Annotated in this window: 12 protein-coding genes and 4 tRNA genes; 10 read left to right on the top strand and 6 right to left on the bottom strand. The window is 39.0% G+C overall.

All coding sequences use genetic code 11. The features are described 5' to 3' along the window. Positions 1 to 769: 769 nt before the first annotated feature. The 3 genes from EG365_RS05850 (at position 770) to EG365_RS05840 (ending at position 4,882) form a co-directional block, all read left to right on the top strand. Positions 770 to 1,855 carry a hypothetical protein gene (locus EG365_RS05850; protein ID WP_000049106.1) on the top strand — a complete coding sequence of 362 codons (1,086 nt, stop codon included), beginning with the start codon at positions 770 to 772 and terminating at the stop codon, positions 1,853 to 1,855. A 77-nt stretch (positions 1,856 to 1,932) separates the two neighbouring features. Then, positions 1,933 to 2,499, top strand: a complete 567-nt coding sequence (rrtA, locus tag EG365_RS05845; RefSeq protein ID WP_000651538.1) for a rhombosortase — start codon at positions 1,933 to 1,935, stop codon at positions 2,497 to 2,499. A 187-nt stretch (positions 2,500 to 2,686) separates the two neighbouring features. After that, positions 2,687 to 4,882 carry a TRAP transporter large permease subunit gene (locus EG365_RS05840; RefSeq protein ID WP_001158906.1) on the top strand — a complete coding sequence of 732 codons (2,196 nt, stop codon included), beginning with the start codon at positions 2,687 to 2,689 and terminating at the stop codon, positions 4,880 to 4,882. 148 nt (positions 4,883 to 5,030) lie between these two features. On the opposite strand, the gene EG365_RS05835 is transcribed toward EG365_RS05840, so the two are convergent. The 4 genes from EG365_RS05835 to rnr all read right to left on the bottom strand — a co-directional run bounded on the left by EG365_RS05835 (position 5,031) and on the right by rnr (position 10,329). Further along, positions 5,031 to 5,462, bottom strand: coding sequence for a hypothetical protein (locus EG365_RS05835; protein ID WP_001130992.1), 432 nt, complete (start codon positions 5,460 to 5,462; stop codon positions 5,031 to 5,033). Between the two features lie 11 nt (positions 5,463 to 5,473). Then, entirely contained in the window at positions 5,474 to 5,683 is a 210-nt protein-coding gene (locus EG365_RS05830) for a YheV family putative zinc ribbon protein (RefSeq protein WP_000745518.1), read from the bottom strand. A gap of 40 nt (positions 5,684 to 5,723) precedes the next feature. Further along, positions 5,724 to 7,778: a M3 family metallopeptidase gene (locus EG365_RS05825; protein ID WP_000266465.1), complete on the bottom strand. Its 2,055-nt coding sequence runs from the start codon at positions 7,776 to 7,778 to the stop codon at positions 5,724 to 5,726. 133 nt (positions 7,779 to 7,911) lie between these two features. Continuing rightward, on the bottom strand, positions 7,912 to 10,329 hold the full coding sequence (rnr, locus tag EG365_RS05820; RefSeq protein WP_000165355.1) for a ribonuclease R: 2,418 nt from the start codon (positions 10,327 to 10,329) through the stop codon (positions 7,912 to 7,914). A gap of 261 nt (positions 10,330 to 10,590) precedes the next feature. Here rnr and EG365_RS05815 point away from each other — a divergent pair. The 4 genes from EG365_RS05815 (at position 10,591) to EG365_RS05800 (ending at position 11,585) form a co-directional block, all read left to right on the top strand. Then, positions 10,591 to 10,681, top strand: a tRNA-Ser gene (locus tag EG365_RS05815). Positions 10,682 to 10,691: 10 nt separating this feature from the next. Continuing rightward, positions 10,692 to 10,768: transfer RNA gene (locus tag EG365_RS05810), tRNA-Arg, on the top strand. Positions 10,769 to 10,807: 39 nt separating this feature from the next. Beyond that, positions 10,808 to 10,884, top strand: a tRNA-Arg gene (locus EG365_RS05805). Between the two features lie 107 nt (positions 10,885 to 10,991). Beyond that, a complete protein-coding gene (locus tag EG365_RS05800; RefSeq protein ID WP_001046669.1) occupies positions 10,992 to 11,585 on the top strand; it encodes an HAD-IB family hydrolase in 594 nt (197 codons plus the stop codon). Between the two features lie 59 nt (positions 11,586 to 11,644). Here EG365_RS05800 and EG365_RS05795 read toward each other — a convergent pair whose 3' ends face one another. Further along, positions 11,645 to 14,128 (bottom strand): beta strand repeat-containing protein, encoded by a 2,484-nt coding sequence (locus EG365_RS05795; protein ID WP_000479338.1) that lies wholly within the window; start codon positions 14,126 to 14,128, stop codon positions 11,645 to 11,647. A gap of 591 nt (positions 14,129 to 14,719) precedes the next feature. Here EG365_RS05795 and EG365_RS05790 point away from each other — a divergent pair. Next, positions 14,720 to 14,796: transfer RNA gene (locus tag EG365_RS05790), tRNA-Arg, on the top strand. A 122-nt stretch (positions 14,797 to 14,918) separates the two neighbouring features. On the opposite strand, the gene EG365_RS05785 is transcribed toward EG365_RS05790, so the two are convergent. Further along, positions 14,919 to 15,611 (bottom strand): nitroreductase family protein, encoded by a 693-nt coding sequence (locus tag EG365_RS05785; protein ID WP_000007414.1) that lies wholly within the window; start codon positions 15,609 to 15,611, stop codon positions 14,919 to 14,921. Between the two features lie 224 nt (positions 15,612 to 15,835). Here EG365_RS05785 and EG365_RS05780 point away from each other — a divergent pair, with 224 nt between their 5' ends. After that, positions 15,836 to 16,333, top strand: coding sequence for a YcxB family protein (locus EG365_RS05780; protein WP_000139385.1), 498 nt, complete (start codon positions 15,836 to 15,838; stop codon positions 16,331 to 16,333). Between the two features lie 39 nt (positions 16,334 to 16,372). After that, on the top strand, positions 16,373 to 17,014 hold the full coding sequence (locus EG365_RS05775) for a fumarylacetoacetate hydrolase family protein (protein WP_000857680.1): 642 nt from the start codon (positions 16,373 to 16,375) through the stop codon (positions 17,012 to 17,014). Positions 17,015 to 17,064 lie beyond the last annotated feature (50 nt).

Raw genomic sequence — 17,064 nt, 5'->3', positions numbered from 1 at the left:
TTGTTAGACAATTCTACATTTGTATATTTATTTAAAATTATTATTAATCAATATCTTATCTTTTATTTCTTTTTGGGAAACTGAAATTGTCTAGTTAAAATACAGAAAAAACAGCAAGAAAGTTAATTGTCGGACAATTTCTCAATATGGTTACTATTCTATCGGTTAAAGTACAAACACCAACGTAAAGTGTGTCGGAGGTCTCAAATGGAGATGCCAACATGGTCGTTCTTGGTCATTGCCATAATTATGGCGGTGGTGATAGGAAGAGCAGGAACTTTACTCAGGGAACATCTTAACCGAGTTAATCTTAGCAAAGTTAAGAGACAGAGGATGCAAAGGTCATCGATCAGTCAATAATCTAATTGGTTAATCGATTAATTTCATCAAGTGTCCAGTTTTTAACTGGGTGCGAACGTAGTAAGGAGGTCTCTCATGGAGATTTCAATGTGGATGTTTCTGTTGATTGCAGTAATTATGGCAGTAGTAGTAGGAAGAGCAGGAACTTTACTTAAGGATTATCTAGAACAACAATAATATAAGCCGTTAAAAGCTTATCCCAGTTAATAAGTAGCATGTGCTGAACCGTCGCAATGCTACTTTTTTTTGCCTAAAATTTTTGTTTCCCTGAAAAACTGTCAATTTTATCTGCTGTGAAGTGTGTCAAAGTATAAGCGCTACAATTAGAGTAATTACTCTTTTATTCAAGATATGCATCTGCTAATGTACATCTGAAAAGGAAAAAACAAATTACATCGAGGACAGGAAGATGTCTAAAGTCCAAAAAATATGCCAAGGTTTGGCGGTAAGTTTTCTTGCAGCTTCAGTTTTATCAGGTTGTTCATACGTTGTGAAAAGCGGAGCAAATGTTGCTTTAGGTTTTACGGAAAAGCACGTCGTTCCACCTATTTTGGCAATGCAAGATGCTGAAATGGTTTGTAATACTGGTAGTGCCTTAACTCCTGCAATCATGTCGACTAAAGGTATGGGGGCAGATCCTACTCGTGTTGCTGTCTTAATGTATGCTGCTTCAGGTGTATGCGCGGAAAACCAAGCATTAGAACAGGAGTTACGTTATTTGCGCGCTTCAAAAGCAGGGCAGGTAACAGAAGCTCAAGATGCACGTATTGCACAGAAGCGTTGGGCTGCAATTGCTGCTGAGCGACAATACGCAGGCTATAAGCTCTTTGCTGATCGTTGGGAATCTAAATATAAATATCATTTAGGTGATTCTTGTCCAACAATGCGTAGTGATATTGACCAAACTGTATATTTACTTGGGATGATCAGTGGTCTTCAAGCTGTGACCAACGACATTAACTCTGGCGGTTCTGTCAATGTTCCGAAAGATATTGCTGCTATTGTAGAGCGCGGTATGGTCTGCCTTGATAATCAAAAATTCTGGGGCGCACCAAATGCAACGCGCGCAGTGATCTGGACTTTATTACCAGGCGCTAATGAAGGGAAGCCCGATCCATATGAGACTTTAAAACAGTCCGTGCAAATTGGTGAACAAAAAGGTGTTCGTTTATCTCATGCGTTATATGCCGTAGCTGCTCAAGCGAGTGGTGACGATGCCAAAATCCGTGATGCATTAAAAACTTATGCTGCATCTCAAGCAGATGACAAACCAGTCAATCCGAACTTTAAGTTAATTGATAGTATGGCTGGTTTAATTGTGCGCGGTATTTCTGACCGTTACTGGACTGAGCATACTGGTGTTCGTACCGGTGATGACGGTATGTCTCATTTCTGGGATGAGAAAAACGAAGGCTCAGCTGAATTGGATGAGTTGTTTGATGGTGGAGCTGCATCGGAAGCCCCAGCTGACACAAAAACTGCACCAGCACAGTAAATAGATCTGAAGGAACTCACTCCTTACGGTTACTAACTCTAGTAATCGTAAGGAGCCTGGTTTAAAAGGAGTGTGCTATGAAAGATCATGTACTCAATAAAAAAGTGCTTTTGGTCGCAGGGTGCATTTCTGTTTCTGCATGTTTACAGGTGTTTCCGGATTATTTTATCTATTGGCGTGAAAGCTTACTCGGCGAGTTCTGGCGTTTATGGACAGCACACTGGGTACATGTCGGATGGATTCACTTTCTTTTAAATATGATGGCATTTGCGTGTTTGCCTTTCATATTTCCCCATACCAAAGTGTGGCACATTTTAAGTCTTCTTATTCTTTTACCACCTTTTATTAGCTTGGTGTTCTATTTTTATTTGCCCAATATCGATGCATATGCAGGCCTTTCTGGGGTACTCCATGGGTTATATACCGCAGTTGCTTTGGTTTACTTGCAATACCGTAAAGAAAGGAATTTTGCATTTCTGGTCTTAGGTTTAATTGTTGCAAAGTTAATTTGGGAAAATACATTTGGGCAAACAGGAACAGCACAGCTCATTGGTAGTCCAGTTTTAACTGAAGCTCATCTATATGGGGCGATTGGTGGTGCAATCTTTGGAGGATGCTATTGGCTCATACAAAGGTTCAAATAGAAAGATTGACAATACAAACTGTTAAAAAAGTGATTTTAGTCATTCTTTATTGATAAAGTTTGATGCAAATTTGATCGTTGAATAAAGGGATTGGTAGAAGGGGGATGGACGATACCCCTGACCAAGGAAATTGCATGACTCAAAGCCTTTGTTATGAGGGATTTGAGAGAACAAAATTGGAATATTTATGCAAGAATATCAAGAAAAAAGATCTGGATTAGGTCTGCTGGGTTATATCTGGAATGAATGGATCTCAACATTCATTATCCTCATTTTACTATTGATGACGCTCATAATTGGTACCGGGGAAATGATCCACGGTCAATTATTACGTATCGGGGAACGTCTTTATGGTGACCCTGCTACAGGCATGCAATATTCATTCTTGCGTGCTGAGCCTGAAAAGCCGACTTGTGATCGACATCCGAATATTGATGCTCAAGTAAAAGAGCAGATGAAAGCAAATGCATCTGATGATTTTGCGAGCTTCTTTGGTGCTGCATCGGAAAGTGATGTCCGTGCATCCTTACTGGCAGCACAGCAGCAATGTGAAGAAAAATATCAGGCTTATGACAAAACTATTAAATATATCGAAGCAAACCCGGGAGTACGTACTTATCGTGCGATCGAAACAGGTTTCTTTGGTATTTTTAAATTCGGTACAGAGAACCGTGCCATTTTACTGGTCTTTATGGTACTGATTTCAGCGATTACTGCATCATTGAAATACCACCATATTGGCTTGCGTAATCCAGCAACAAAAATAGATTACAAAGTGTATTCTCTATTTATGTTGATTGGTAATGCGCTACTGAGCTTCTCGGTCATTAGCCAGTATCGTTCAGTCATTAATTCAGGGGTAACACCTACTTATGAAACAGTAACGATTTACTGGATATGGATGATTCTGTTTGTTGTTCTGACCTTAATTAGTCTGTATCAACTATTTGTTTCACCTCCACCAAAACGTGAAGGCGGTAATATAGGTTTAGCCTTACTTTCTGTACCTTTATATGCTTATATGGCACTAATTACAGGTATTGTATTCACGTTCTTTATGGATTATCCAATGGGGCAAGGGATTTACCTTGGTTTATTGGTTGAGTTCTCGGGTATCTTCTTAAATCTTGCCTTATTTATTTGGGCGGGTATGTTACTCACGCAAACCCGTGTTATGGACTTGTTCTTAAATGTACTTCGTCCATGGAACTTGGCGCCAGAAACCTTAACTTGGTTAATTCTGATTGCTGCTGCTGTACCGACTGCTTATACCGGTGCTTCGGGGATTTTCGTTATCGCGGCTGGTGCGATTATTTATAAGGAAGTTTGGAACGCAGGCGCTCGCCGTCAATATGCATTAGCTGTATCTGCAATGTCTGGCTCCCTAGGGGTGGTTGTACGTCCATGTCTCTTGGTCGTTCTAATTGCGATGTTGGATAGTCGTCATGTTACATCTGATGAATTATTCGGACATGGTATTTATGTCTTCTGGCTAACAGCATTTATTTTCTTGGGTGTATCCCTTTTATTGGCAGAAGAAAAGTTCCGTGTGAACTCGCCAAAAGTGGCACTACCAGGTATGGCACGAGCTTTCGTACCAGTTATTCCATATATCTTAATTACTGTAGTTGTCCTTGCATTTTATAAATATGCATTAGATACAGGAATGAATGAATTTACTGCACCAGTGATTCTGCCACTCGTGCTTATTGCGATGATTCTGTACGATAAAATGGTTATGCCTAAAGAGGCACCAGCTTTAAATATTCATGAGGCGATTGTTCGTGAGCATGAAAAGAAATCACCGTTCTTACAGACTCATGATCCGCATAGTTCACAGTTCCGTCTTGGTTTTAGTGGTGCTTTACGTTTTGCGACATCAGAAACAGTGGGGCATATCGGTGCCTTAATTATTTTGATGGCATTGTCTGCAAGTGTAGGTGGTTTAATTGAACGCTCTGAAGTGGTCGAATTATTACCAACTCATTTAGGTAGTATCTATATATCACTGGCATGTATTGCACTGTTACTTGCAATTATTGGTATGTGTACAGATCCATTTGGTGCCGTAATTTTAGTGGCAGCAACTATTGCTCCTGTAGCTTACGAAAATGGTATTCATCCAATTCACTTCTGGATGATTGTATTGGTCGCATTCGAATTTGGTTATGTAACGCCGCCAGTTGCCTTGAACCATCTATTAACGCGGTTATCCGTTGGTGATGATGAGGTGAATGCTGCCGATGCAGAAGCCAAAGAGAAGTACACAAGTTTCTACTACCGATATGAACGCTGGTTATTACCAATTATTGTCTTGTTCTCATCATTGGTATTGGTAACTTATGCACCACTAATACTGAAATTATTTGGTTGGTATAAGTAATTTAAATATATAAGCCGAGCAAAAACACTCTCTTTAAGAGGGTGTTTTTTTATGTGGTAGTTATTTGAAGCATATAAATTTTTAGTAAATAAAAAAGCTAGCTCAGAGTGAACTAGCTTTTTGCATCATATCTAGAGTTAAACAAATACTATTGTTGTTTAACTTGGGCCTCAAGAAGCTTCACTTGCTCTTCTTTTAGCTTAATAAGTTGATCTGCATCAGCATGTTGAGCTTTTAATGTCGCTTCCTGATCTTGCAATTGACGATGAATGTCATTGAGTTTAGACACTTCCTCTTTAGCTAAAGATTCTTGAGCAGGAATTGGTTGTTTGAGCACATCTTCATTCACAAGTTGCTGTGAGTTAGCAGTTTGTGTTTGAACTACGGGTTCCGAGCTTTCAGATGGATTTGTAGTTTTTTCAGGAGCTGGTACCGAGGCTGGTTGTGGATCAACCATTGGCGCTGATGTTTCAGTTTTTTTGAAAAACCATTGTGCTGCGAAAAAAAGCACGACGAGAATGCTTAAGCCCCCAATTAAAATCCACAATAGTTTTGAGTTTTGTTTTCTTTGTAGTGGCATGTCTAAGACCTTTAGTCAGAACGACGAGGCTTGAACTGTATTACCCCAATTTCATCAGGTATAGCGGGCGTTTCAGGCTCATCAATATGAGTCGGACGATTTTCGCTATAACCGCATTCGATACATTCAATCCATTCGTCTTCAGCGGTGGTTAGCATGACAATCCGATCTATGGCTTCACATTTTGGACATTTAGCCCCAGCAATGAAACGTTTCTTCATCTTTATCACCCTAACCACACGATCAATTTAGGCCCATAGTTTAAGCGGTTTTGTTATCGTTCGTCCAACCTTGATGACGTAACAATGCATCAATTTTTGGCTCACGACCGCGGAAATTCACAAATGCTTCAAGAGCAGTATCTTTCCCACCCACCGCTAAAATTGCCTGACGGAATTCTTTACCCGTTTGAGTATTGAAAATACCTTCATTTTCAAAACGGTCAAAGGCATCACTTGCTAAAACTTCTGCCCATTTGTAAGAGTAGTAACCTGCTGCGTAGCCGCCTGCAAAAATATGACTAAAGCTATGCTGGAAACGGTTGTAGTCGACGGTTGGAACTACTGCATATTGTTTGCGAATATCATTTAAGGTCTGCTGAATTTGCTCACTATTCAACGCAGGAGTTTTGGTGTGAATAGTTAAGTCAAATAAGGCAAATTCAAGCTGACGTAAAGTTTGCATACCAGACTGGAAGAAACGTGCATTTAATAAAGCATCAAGTAACTCCTGAGGTAAAGTCTGCTTGCTCTCAATATGCTCACTTAAAACATCAAGACTTTCTTTATCCCATGACCAGAATTCCATAAACTGACTTGGTAACTCGACTGCATCCCAAGCAACGCCGTGAGTACCTGCAACTGAGATATTATCTACTTCAGTAAGCATATGGTGTAAGCCATGACCAAATTCGTGGAATAAGGTGATGACTTCATCATGAGTTAATAAGGCGGGCTGGTTGCCTACAGGTGGAGTGAAGTTACACACCATATAGCAAATTGGTTTTTGTAAACCATGAACAGTTTGCATACGTGAGCGGAAACCACTCATCCATGCTCCACCACGTTTCCCTGTGCGCGCATATAAATCAAAGAAGAAGCCACCAACAACTTCACCTTGGTCTTCTAACTCAAAATAACGTGCATCTGGATGCCAAACCGGAGCTTCACGTTCAACGATGTTAATACCATATAGACGCTGTACGATCTGGAATAATCCCTGAATCACTTTTGGTGCAGGGAAGTAAGGTTTTAAAGCTTCTTGTGATAAGTTGAATTGTTGTTGTTTAAGCTTTTCAGAATAGTAAGTGGTATCCCAAGGTTTAAGCTCATCAATACCATCTTGTTTGGCAATAGCTTGGAGTTCGGCAACTTCTTGAAGTGCAGGGGTACGTGCATGCTCAGCTAGGTCGACCAAAAAGTCGTGAACTGTTTTGACATCAGGAGCCATTTTGCTGGCAAGAGAATATTCAGCATAGTTATTAAAACCGAGTAGTTTTGCCATTTCTTGGCGAAGACTCAGGATTTCTTCCATAATTTTGCTGTTGTCAAATTCTGTTTGCTCAGACTGATCTGATGCACGTGTGACATAAGCTTTATAAAGCTCTTCTCGCAAGGCACGATCATCGGCATAGGTCATGATGGCAAAATAAGCTGGGAAATCTAAAGTTGCGACTGCTTGGTCAAGCTCACGCTGTTTACCGTACTGTTTTAATAACTCAACATTACTTTCCGGAAGACCTTTTAATTCGTCTTCTGTCAGTGGTTTAAAATAAGCCTGTGTCGCATCAAGTACATGGTTTGAGAAGTCAGAAGAAAGCTGTGAAAGACGTGCAGAAATTTCAGCGTAACGTTTTTTCTCTTCACCCTCTAAAGCGACACCAGAAAGTTTAAAATCACGTAAAGCGAGACGGATGGCACTTTGTTGCGCAGGGCTTAGCTTTGAATAGCTCTGACTATCATGTATGAGTTGATAGGTCTGATATAACGCCGTGTGTTGGCCAAGCTGAGTGTAATATTCACTTAAAGCGGGTAATAGTGATTGATAGACTTCTCTGGTTTCAGCATTGTTCATCACAGCATTTAAATGTGACAACACTCCCCACGATTCACTGAGGTTATTTTCAAGTGCATCAATTTGTTCAAGCACGGCAAGTTGCTGGTCTGTCTCGGATGGTGCAGCCGTAAGGGTGTTTAAAAACTCTTGTCCTGCTTGAATCGCTTGTTGAATATCTTGTTTTAAATTATCTAATGTAATTTGATCAAAGCGGGGAGTAGGTAGAGTCGCTTGCTGTAAAGTCATTGCTAATAGCCACATTATTTTTTAAACATAGTATTAGATGTAGGTATTGTTAGGCAGGAAATCAAGCTTAATTTAAAAAATAAACGTTTTAAAAACATTAAGCCCCCATTTTGGGAGCTTAATCATAATTAATGCAAATACCTATGAATTAGTCAGCCTTAGACTTGGCGTTTGACTTTTTCTTTTTAGGTTTCGCTTTTTTCTTTACTTTTTCTGGTTTGGCCTCTGCTTTTGTAGAGGTTTTCTTACCCGACTTTTTACTATATGAACTTGGTTTGCCTTTTTCCTTCTTTTTACGGACAGGTTTTTCACCATCAGTTGATACAGATGGTTTACCAAAAACTTCTTCTGTTGCTTGTGTGCTAGTTTTGGTTGTGCGTGGAGCACGACTACGAACTACACGTCCAGCATGAGTAACTTGTTTAATGAGTTGGAAATCGATTTTACGCTCTTCTAGATTTACACCAGCAACTTGAATTTTAACTTCATCGCCTAAACCGAAGACTTGACCACGATTTTGTCCAATGAGGTTTTGACTGGCTTGATCGTAAATAAAGAAATCATCGCCAAGTTGGCTAATGTGAATCATGCCATCAACATAAAGATCTTTAAGAGTAACAAATAGGCCAAATTCAGTTACCGCACTCACAATACCAATGAACTCATCACCTAAATGTTGTTGCATATAGTGGCATTTCAACCAAGTCGTTACGCTGCGGGATGCTTCATCGGCACGGCGTTCTGTTTGAGAGAAATGTTCACCTGCATCATCTAAAGCTGCACCGGAAAGTGGGTAAGGCTTTTGTTTTAGATGAGCTTTAATTGCACGATGTAACAATAAGTCCGGGTAGCGGCGAATTGGTGAAGTGAAATGTGTATAAGCTTCATAAGCTAAACCATAGTGACCTGCATTTTTGGCACCATAGTAAGCTTGCATCATTGAGCGTAATAACACGGCGTGAATGCTTGGCGCATCAATACGGTCTTTAGTTGCCTCAATAACTTTTTGATAGTCTGCCTGAGTTGGTTGGTCAGGGAAAGGTAAACCCAATAGTTTTACAAAATCTTTTACTTTTTGAATACGTGAGAATTCAGGTGCCTCATGTACACGATACAACATCGGAATATCATGTTCTAAGGCATATTCTGCTGCTGCTACATTGGCAAGCAACATACACTCTTCAATAAGCTTATGAGCATCATTACGTGTACGAGGTAAAATTTCTTTAATTCCACCTAACTCGTCAAAGGTCATATAAGTTTCAATGGTTTCAAACTCCATTGCATGACGATCAACACGTAAGTTTTTCAAAATCTGGTAAAGCTGGAAAAGTGTATTTAGCGATTTATGAATATCACGATCTTTTGGAATTGCATCAGTGGCACCTTCAAAATATTGTCCTACTTGTGTATAGGTCAAACGTGCTTTTGAATGCATGACTGCCGGATAAAATTCATAACCTGTAACACGACCCGTACGAGAAAGTTTTAGGTCACAGACCATGCATAAACGATCTACGTGTGGGTTAAGTGAACACAATCCATTTGATAATGCTTCTGGTAGCATTGGTAAAACAAAATGTGGAAAATAAACCGAAGTGCCGCGCTCTTCAGCTTCTTCATTTAATGCCGAATCTAATCGTACATAATGGCTCACATCGGCAATTGCAACGACAACTCGGTAACCACCACCAGGACGTTTTTCCGCATATACTGCATCATCGAAATCTCGCGCATCTTCACCATCGATTGTGACAAGTGCCAAGTCTCTTAAATCAACTCGACCTTCGCGATCTTGTTCAGCAGGTTCTTTGAAACTTTCAGCTTCTTTTATAACTTCATCTGGAAATTCGTAAGGCAAACCAAACTCTAAAATGGTTTGCGGAATAATAATTTCAGTATCGGCTTTATCTGCCATAGACTGAATAATATGTGCCGTTGCAAATTCTTCCCGGGTTGGGTAAGTGTCTATAGCAACACGAAGCATATCGCCGACATTTGCTTTAGCATGTTCAACTAATTCTTTTTCTAGTGGGATAGGTTGATGCTGATTTGGATTGTTAGGCTGAATAAAATATTCGCCCTCATGTACCGACAATTTACCAATTAACTGTTTTACTCGATGCTGTATAACTTCGGTAATGAAACCCCATGGTTTACCTTTGCGATCTACCGATGTCTGCCGAACACGGACCCGATCACCATTAAAGACTAAACGTAACTCACGCTCAGGTAATAACAAATCATCTTGACCATCAATATGTGCTGTACCCAAACCTTTACTATTAATATAGACAGTTGCTTCATAGGTAGGTTGGTCTGCCACCAACTGAAACTTAAAACCATCCTTCATAAGTTGGCCATCACGAACCATAGCACTTAAGCGATGACTTAAGGCTTCAATACTTTTCTGATCTTGAATATGAAAATGGTCAACAAGTTCTGCATGAGATTGCGGTGTTTGCAATTGTTCCAACGTATCTAAAATAAGAGTACGGCTTGGAATAGGATTGTCATAACGTTCAGCTTCGGCTTTTGCTTCGGGGTCAACCCAGTTTTTTGTCATGTCGTTTGGTTTCATGCTTGGCAGATAGGTTTAGCATAAGACATGCAGACCAGAACTGCACGTTCAGGTTTGCAATAATGTGTTATGCACTACTGTGTTGAAATAAAGAAATAATATCTATCTTAACAAGCGTTTGATTGAAAAAGGCGAAAAGAATACGAAAATTGTTTAAAAAATATTTAATTGAACGAAAAAACAAGAAAATTTCAGTATCATGACTTGAACAATGTAGTTTTAGTTTGTATTATGGCGGCTCGTTCCGGTGAGGTGGATGAGTGGCTGAAATCACTTCCCTGCTAAGGAAGCATACCTATTACTGGTATCGAGGGTTCGAATCCCTCTCTCACCGCCATTTACTTAATGCGCTCATAGCTCAGCTGGATAGAGCACTTGGCTACGAACTAAGGGGTCGGGAGTTCGAATCTCTCTGAGCGCACCAAGTAAAATCGAATGAATCGCTGAAAAGCACACAAGTTACGCGCTCATAGCTCAGCTGGATAGAGCACTTGGCTACGAACTAAGGGGTCGGGAGTTCGAATCTCTCTGAGCGCACCAACTTGAAGAATTAACCGCTTTTATAGCGGTTTTTTTGTATCTGCTGTTTATTAATTTTTAAAAATCTAAATTTTATAACTTTTTAATTATATTAGAGATAACGATAAATGAATCTGGCTTTATTCGATTTTGATGGCACGATCACCCATAATGATACCTTCAGTTTATTCCTTAAATTTTCTTTGAGTAAAAAAACTCAAATATTAGGTGGCATCCGTCTTGCACCTTATATAGCGGGTTATAAGCTTGGGTGGGTAACGGATAAAACGATCCGTACTAAGCTCTGCCAAGTGGGATATATCGGCTATGATGCAGCTTCTTTGATATGCAAAGGACAAGAGTTTGCTAAAAAAGTAATTCCTTCCTGTATTCGTGAAAATGCTTTAAAACGCATTCTCTGGCATAAACAACAGGGAGATCAGGTTGTTGTTGTATCTGCTTCATTAAGTGTTTACTTGGAAAGTTGGTGTAAATCTTTAGATCTGGATGTTATTTGTAATCAACTTGAAATAGATAATGGTATTTTGACAGGTTATTTTATTGATGGTGATTGTGGTTATTTAGAAAAAGTAAATAGAATAAAAAATAAATATGACTTAACTCAATATACTATAATCTATGCTTATGGTGATACACCTAATGATTATGCGATGTTGGAGTTAGCTCATAGAAAATATTATAAATGGCAAGAGATTAATTAATATTTAAAAATATATTAAAAAAGAAAGCCACTTATATAAAGTGGCTTTCTTTGTAATTATTAAACAGTATTGAATGAGTTTTCTAGGAAGTTATCAGTAAGTAATGATGTCGGTACGATCGTATGCGTTGTATTTGTTACGCTAGATACTGTAGAAGTTACACCACCGAGTAAGCTACCACCAGTCAATCCGCCTAGCAAATTAGAAATAACATCTAAACTGCCTTCACCAGTAACACCACCCGTTAAGCTTCCAACGATATCCGTTACGATACCGATAGGGTTGTCTGTACCGCCAGTAACACCACCAGTTAAACCGCCGAGCAGATCAGTGACTACGCCAAGCGGACTGTCGCCACCTACGCTACCAGTTAAACCACCGAGAAGGTCAGTGACTACACCAAGCGGACTGTCGCCGCCTACGCTACCAGTTAAACCACCAAGTAAATCAGTTACTAAACCTAGTGGGCTATCTCCGCCAGTTACGCCACCAATAGTTCCTGTTACTCCACCAATGATTTCAGTTACTAAACCAGTTGCAGTTGTACCATTTGTAATAAGCGTATCGAGAATACCGGTAGCCGATTCAGTAGCGCCTTGAATATCACCACCGACTAAATCAGACACAACTTCAAGAGCACCATTGACCGTGTCACGAGACGTTTCAAAAGTTAATGTGCCAAGGTCTGCAATTTCAGAAACTGGATGTTCTGCTTGTGGAAGGATACCGATAATTGTATCCGCAACTGTATCAATACCAGTATTAATAATTTCAGTTTTTAGGCTTTCAACGCCTTGAAGAATATCGATGCCACCTTGAACAACATCGATTACTGGAGAAATAGGAGATGTACCGCCACCAATAATACCACCGGTTACGCCGCCGATAATGTCAGTTACTACACCAAGCGGATTGTCACCACCAATACCGCCAGTAACACCACCGATAATATCAGTTACTACACCAAGCGGATTGTCACCACCAATACCGCCAGTAACACCACCGATAATATCAGTTACTACACCAAGCGGATTGTCACCACCGATACCGCCAGTAACACCACCGATAATGTCAGTCACTACACCAAGCGGATTATCACCGCCGATACCGCCAGTAACACCACCGATAATGTCAGTCACTACACCAAGCGGATTATCACCGCCGATACCGCCAGTAACACCGCCGATAATGTCAGTTACTATACCGAGCGGATTGTCACCACCGATACCACCAGTTACGCCGCCGATAGTACCTGTTACGCCACCAAGAATATCAGTAACAATTCCAGTCGCTGTTGAACCATTCTGAATAAGTGTTCCTAAAATACCAGTTGCATTTTCAGTAGCACCTTGAATATCGCCACCGACTAAATCAGAAACAACTTCAAGAGCACCATTGACCGTGTCACGAGACGTTTCGAAAGTTAATGTGCCAAGGTCTGCAATTTCAGAAACTGGATGCTCAGCTTGAGGTAATACACCAATAATAGTGTCGGCTACTGTATCAATACCAGTGTTAATAATTTCAGTTTTTAGGCTTTCAACGCCTTGAAGAATATCGATGCCACCTTGAACAACATCAATAACTGGAGAAATAGGAGATGTACCGCCACCAATAATGCCACCGGTTACGCCGCCGATAATATCAGTTACTACGCCAAGAGGGTTATCACCCCCAACACCACCAGTTACACCGCCAATAATATCTGTAATCACTTCAAGTGGGTTGCCATCAACACCGCCAGTTACACCACCGATAATATCTGTAATCACTTCAAGTGGGTTGCCATCAACACCACCAGTTACGCCACCAATAACATCAGTAACACTTCCAACCACACCAGTAACAATACCTGTAGCAGTTGTGCCATTTGTAATAAGCGTATCGAGAATACCAGTCGCTGATTCAGTAGCGCCTTGAATATCACCACCGACTAAATCAGAAACAACTTCAAGAGCACCATTGACTGTGTCACGAGAAGTTTCAAAAGTTAATGTGCCAAGGTCTGCAATTTCAGAAACTGGATGCTCAGCTTGAGGTAATACACCAATAACTGCATCAGCTACAGTTTCAATGCCTGTATTAATAATTTCAGTTTTTAAGCTTTCAACGCCTTGAAGAATATCAATGCCGCCTTGAACAACATCGATTACTGGAGAGATTGGAGAAGTTCCGCCGACAACACCACCCGTTACTCCGCCGATAATGTCAGTAACAACTTCAAGAGGGTTGCCTGTAACGCCACCCGTTACGCCGCCAATAATATTGGTTACAGTATCAATTGGGCTTGTAGAACCTACAGTACCTGTTACGGTACCAACTACATTAGAAACTAAGTCTGTGGTTGTATGTGAAACTGTATCGGTTACAGTTGAAATCACATTAGAAAGTAAGCCTGTTGTTGAAACATTAGCAATGTTGATATCAGAAACATTTACATTAACAGAGGAACCTGTGTTTACTACAGGGGTTATCGATACAATATTACCCAGGTCCTGAGTAACTTTTGATATTGAAGAGACGAGATTTTTCAGTAAGAACATGGTGGTCTATTTCCTGTGTATTTATGTATTTTTAAGTAAGTATTTATATATTGCGTTACGCAATTATTGAGATATGTATCGCAATAATTAAAAATTAGTATTGTGTAGATCTCAAAAAGTGTCAATGCATATTTCTACTCAAATAAATTGATACTTATAATATTTTGACAATTAGTTATTCTTTAGATTTAGACATAAAAATAATAATTTTTTTTATAATATATTCTTTATAGATGAATACATTTTTTCTTTATTTTTTTATTATTTTTTATGAATATTAAAGCTAACTAATTTTATTTATAAAAAGACTTTTGCATAAGTAGAAATATTTTATTTATATAATCCTGACTAAAAAACTAGACTTTTGTTTCTGCCAATTTGGCCAAAATGCCCAAATTAGATACGAGAAATAGAGAACTTTAATTGAAAAAAAATATTTCAAATACATTTTATAGGCAATCATCTCGACTTTTTTGAAGCTAATCTACTTAAATATTTCATTATGGCTAAGAACTAGACGCTTGATGACAAAAAGATGAAAAATGTCTTTCTAAAATGAAAAAACTGCGTATAATGCCCTCCATCAAGTACGCGCTCATAGCTCAGCTGGATAGAGCACTTGGCTACGAACTAAGGGGTCGGGAGTTCGAATCTCTCTGAGCGCACCACTTGAAGAATTAACCGCTAGATATAGCGGTTTTTTTGTGCCTAATTTTTATATTTTTTTTAATAAAGAAAGCTGGTACTTGTGATAACCAGCTTTAAAAAAATCTAAATTCGAAGCTATTTATTAGCCGAATGTTTTGAAGCGGCTTTCATCATCAATAAAAGCTTTTTCGCCTGCTGCGCCTTCAATAGAACCAAAAACTAGCTGAGCTCTTAGTTTCCATTCTGCTGGGATATTAAATGAGGTATTAATTTTCTCATCAATAATTGGATTGTAGTGTTGCAATGAAGCACCAATATTTTGTTCAGCTAATACATTCCAAACTGCAAATTGAGCAATTGCTGTTGAATGTTCTGACCAGATCGGAAAATTATCGGCATAAAGTTCAAATTGCTCTTGTAAGCTTTTAATAACGCTCTGGTCTTCATAAAACAGAACTGTACCTGCGCCTGCTGCAAAGCTTTGAATTTTTTGTTCTGTTCCAGATACCGCTTCAGCTGGGATAATGGTTTTTAAAACTTCTAGAACTGTATTCCAGAATTTATGATGTGATTGTCCAAATAAGATCACAGCGCGAGATGATTGAGAGTTAAAAGCTGAAGGGCTGTGTCTTATTGCTTCTTGAATTAACTTTTCAATCTCATCATTTGATTGGCTTAAGTTATTGCCAATTGCATAAATAGAGCGGCGGTTTTTAATGAGTTCTATAAAAGAGGTTTCATTTGAAGGTTCTAGCTCTTGAGCAGCTTTCAAAGCCACATCTTCTTGAGCTGTTGTTTTTTGTTTGAAGCCAAATAGTTTTGCAAAGAAAGACATGACGAATTCCACGAAAAGAGACAATAGAAGCATTCTATAAATTTAAAAATATGAAATAAGCCTTATAAATATGAATCTACGTTCTATATATGAAACGCATAAGTAGCTTGTACTAATAAAAGCTTTACAGTTAAAGCAAAAATAAAAAATCACTTTTGATTCATTTTAAAGCGTAGATGAATATGCTCTAATAGTTTCGATTTATTCAATATTGATACATTGTGATGACCGAGCAAAAAAGCGCTTTATCTTTACGTTATTATTTAAATTTAGAAGAGTCTCAAGACGGATTTGGCTTGGTGACATTCGGAAAGAAACAATTCACACGGTTTTTGACACCTGTTATTAGTATTGCAATTATTATTTGGGGCTTATATTTAGGCTTTTCAGGTGTTGGCCGCTACTATGTTGCTTTAGGCGTTTTCTTCTTGGTTATGCAAGGTCTAATGCGCTACTGGCTTTTACCTATGATGTTTAAACGTCAATTTGTACGTTATCAATTTGGTAAGAGCGAGCAAGGAATCGATTTATATCAAGATTATTTTGAGCTCTATGCTGCTGGGCGTAAACAAGCTGTACAGTATAGTGAAGTGCAGACTTTTGCTAAAGGCAAGCTGACTTATATGCTTGAGCTTAAAAATAAAACGGTCATCATTGTGCCGAAACGTGCATTTGCTCAGGCTTCAGATCAAACTATATTTGAAAATACATTTAAGAAATAAGTTATTGGAATTATTAGCCGCAACAATAAAGGAAGCTTCATGAAAACACGTCCTTCAAAAATCGTTTGTGTGGGCAGAAGTTATGCTGATCATGTAAAAGAACTGAACAATGCAATGCCAGGACGTCCGGTGTTATTTATCAAACCACCAAGTAGTTTGATTGGTTTAGATGAAGGCATTTCATGGAATCCTGCGTGGGGTAGTTGTCATTTCGAATGTGAATTTGTTTTACGCATTGATCAGCCACTAAAAGGAGAAACTGATCCGCAAAAAGTATTGCAGGCCATTGGTGCAGTGACTTTAGGATTGGATTTAACATTACGTGACTTACAAAATGAGTTAAAAGATAAAGGCCAACCCTGGGAAAGAGCAAAGGCTTTTGATGGTTCATGTGTGCTTGCAGACTGGGTAGATGTGAGTGAAATCACGGACTGGGAAGAGACTAGATTTACTTTCCATATTAATGATGAATTACGTCAAGATGGTAATACTGCTTTGCTCATGTTTAATATTGCTTATCTTTTAGTAGATATTAATCAGGTGTTCTCACTTGAGCCAGGCGATGTCATTATGACGGGTACACCCGCAGGTGTAGGGCCATTAAATGCTGGCGATCAGTTAAAAATGACTTTGAAAGGTGCTACTCAAGATTTTGTTTGGGAAACATTTGTTAAAGCATAATTTTATTTAAGTTATTAAACTTTAAACCCTATTATTAACCGGATAATAGG

The sequence above is a fragment of the Acinetobacter sp. FDAARGOS_494 genome, from assembly GCF_003812225.1.
In the GTDB taxonomy this organism is placed as follows: Bacteria; Pseudomonadota; Gammaproteobacteria; order Pseudomonadales; family Moraxellaceae; genus Acinetobacter; species Acinetobacter baumannii.
Note: the sequence above shows the minus strand (reverse complement) of the source record. Positions and strands in the feature narration are given on the sequence as shown.

Coding starts and splice junctions, on each gene's coding strand:
- rrtA (WP_000651538.1), top strand. CDS start 1,933: ATGAAAGATCATGTACTCAATAAAAAAGTGCTTTTGGTCGCAGGGTGC.
- EG365_RS05840 (WP_001158906.1), top strand. CDS start 2,687: ATGCAAGAATATCAAGAAAAAAGATCTGGATTAGGTCTGCTGGGTTAT.
- EG365_RS05780 (WP_000139385.1), top strand. CDS start 15,836: ATGACCGAGCAAAAAAGCGCTTTATCTTTACGTTATTATTTAAATTTA.
- EG365_RS05775 (WP_000857680.1), top strand. CDS start 16,373: ATGAAAACACGTCCTTCAAAAATCGTTTGTGTGGGCAGAAGTTATGCT.
- EG365_RS05825 (WP_000266465.1), bottom strand. CDS start 7,778: ATGTGGCTATTAGCAATGACTTTACAGCAAGCGACTCTACCTACTCCC.
- EG365_RS05795 (WP_000479338.1), bottom strand. CDS start 14,128: ATGTTCTTACTGAAAAATCTCGTCTCTTCAATATCAAAAGTTACTCAG.
- EG365_RS05785 (WP_000007414.1), bottom strand. CDS start 15,611: ATGTCTTTCTTTGCAAAACTATTTGGCTTCAAACAAAAAACAACAGCT.
- EG365_RS05850 (WP_000049106.1), top strand. CDS start 770: ATGTCTAAAGTCCAAAAAATATGCCAAGGTTTGGCGGTAAGTTTTCTT.
- EG365_RS05830 (WP_000745518.1), bottom strand. CDS start 5,683: ATGAAGAAACGTTTCATTGCTGGGGCTAAATGTCCAAAATGTGAAGCC.
- EG365_RS05835 (WP_001130992.1), bottom strand. CDS start 5,462: ATGCCACTACAAAGAAAACAAAACTCAAAACTATTGTGGATTTTAATT.
- EG365_RS05800 (WP_001046669.1), top strand. CDS start 10,992: ATGAATCTGGCTTTATTCGATTTTGATGGCACGATCACCCATAATGAT.
- rnr (WP_000165355.1), bottom strand. CDS start 10,329: ATGACAAAAAACTGGGTTGACCCCGAAGCAAAAGCCGAAGCTGAACGT.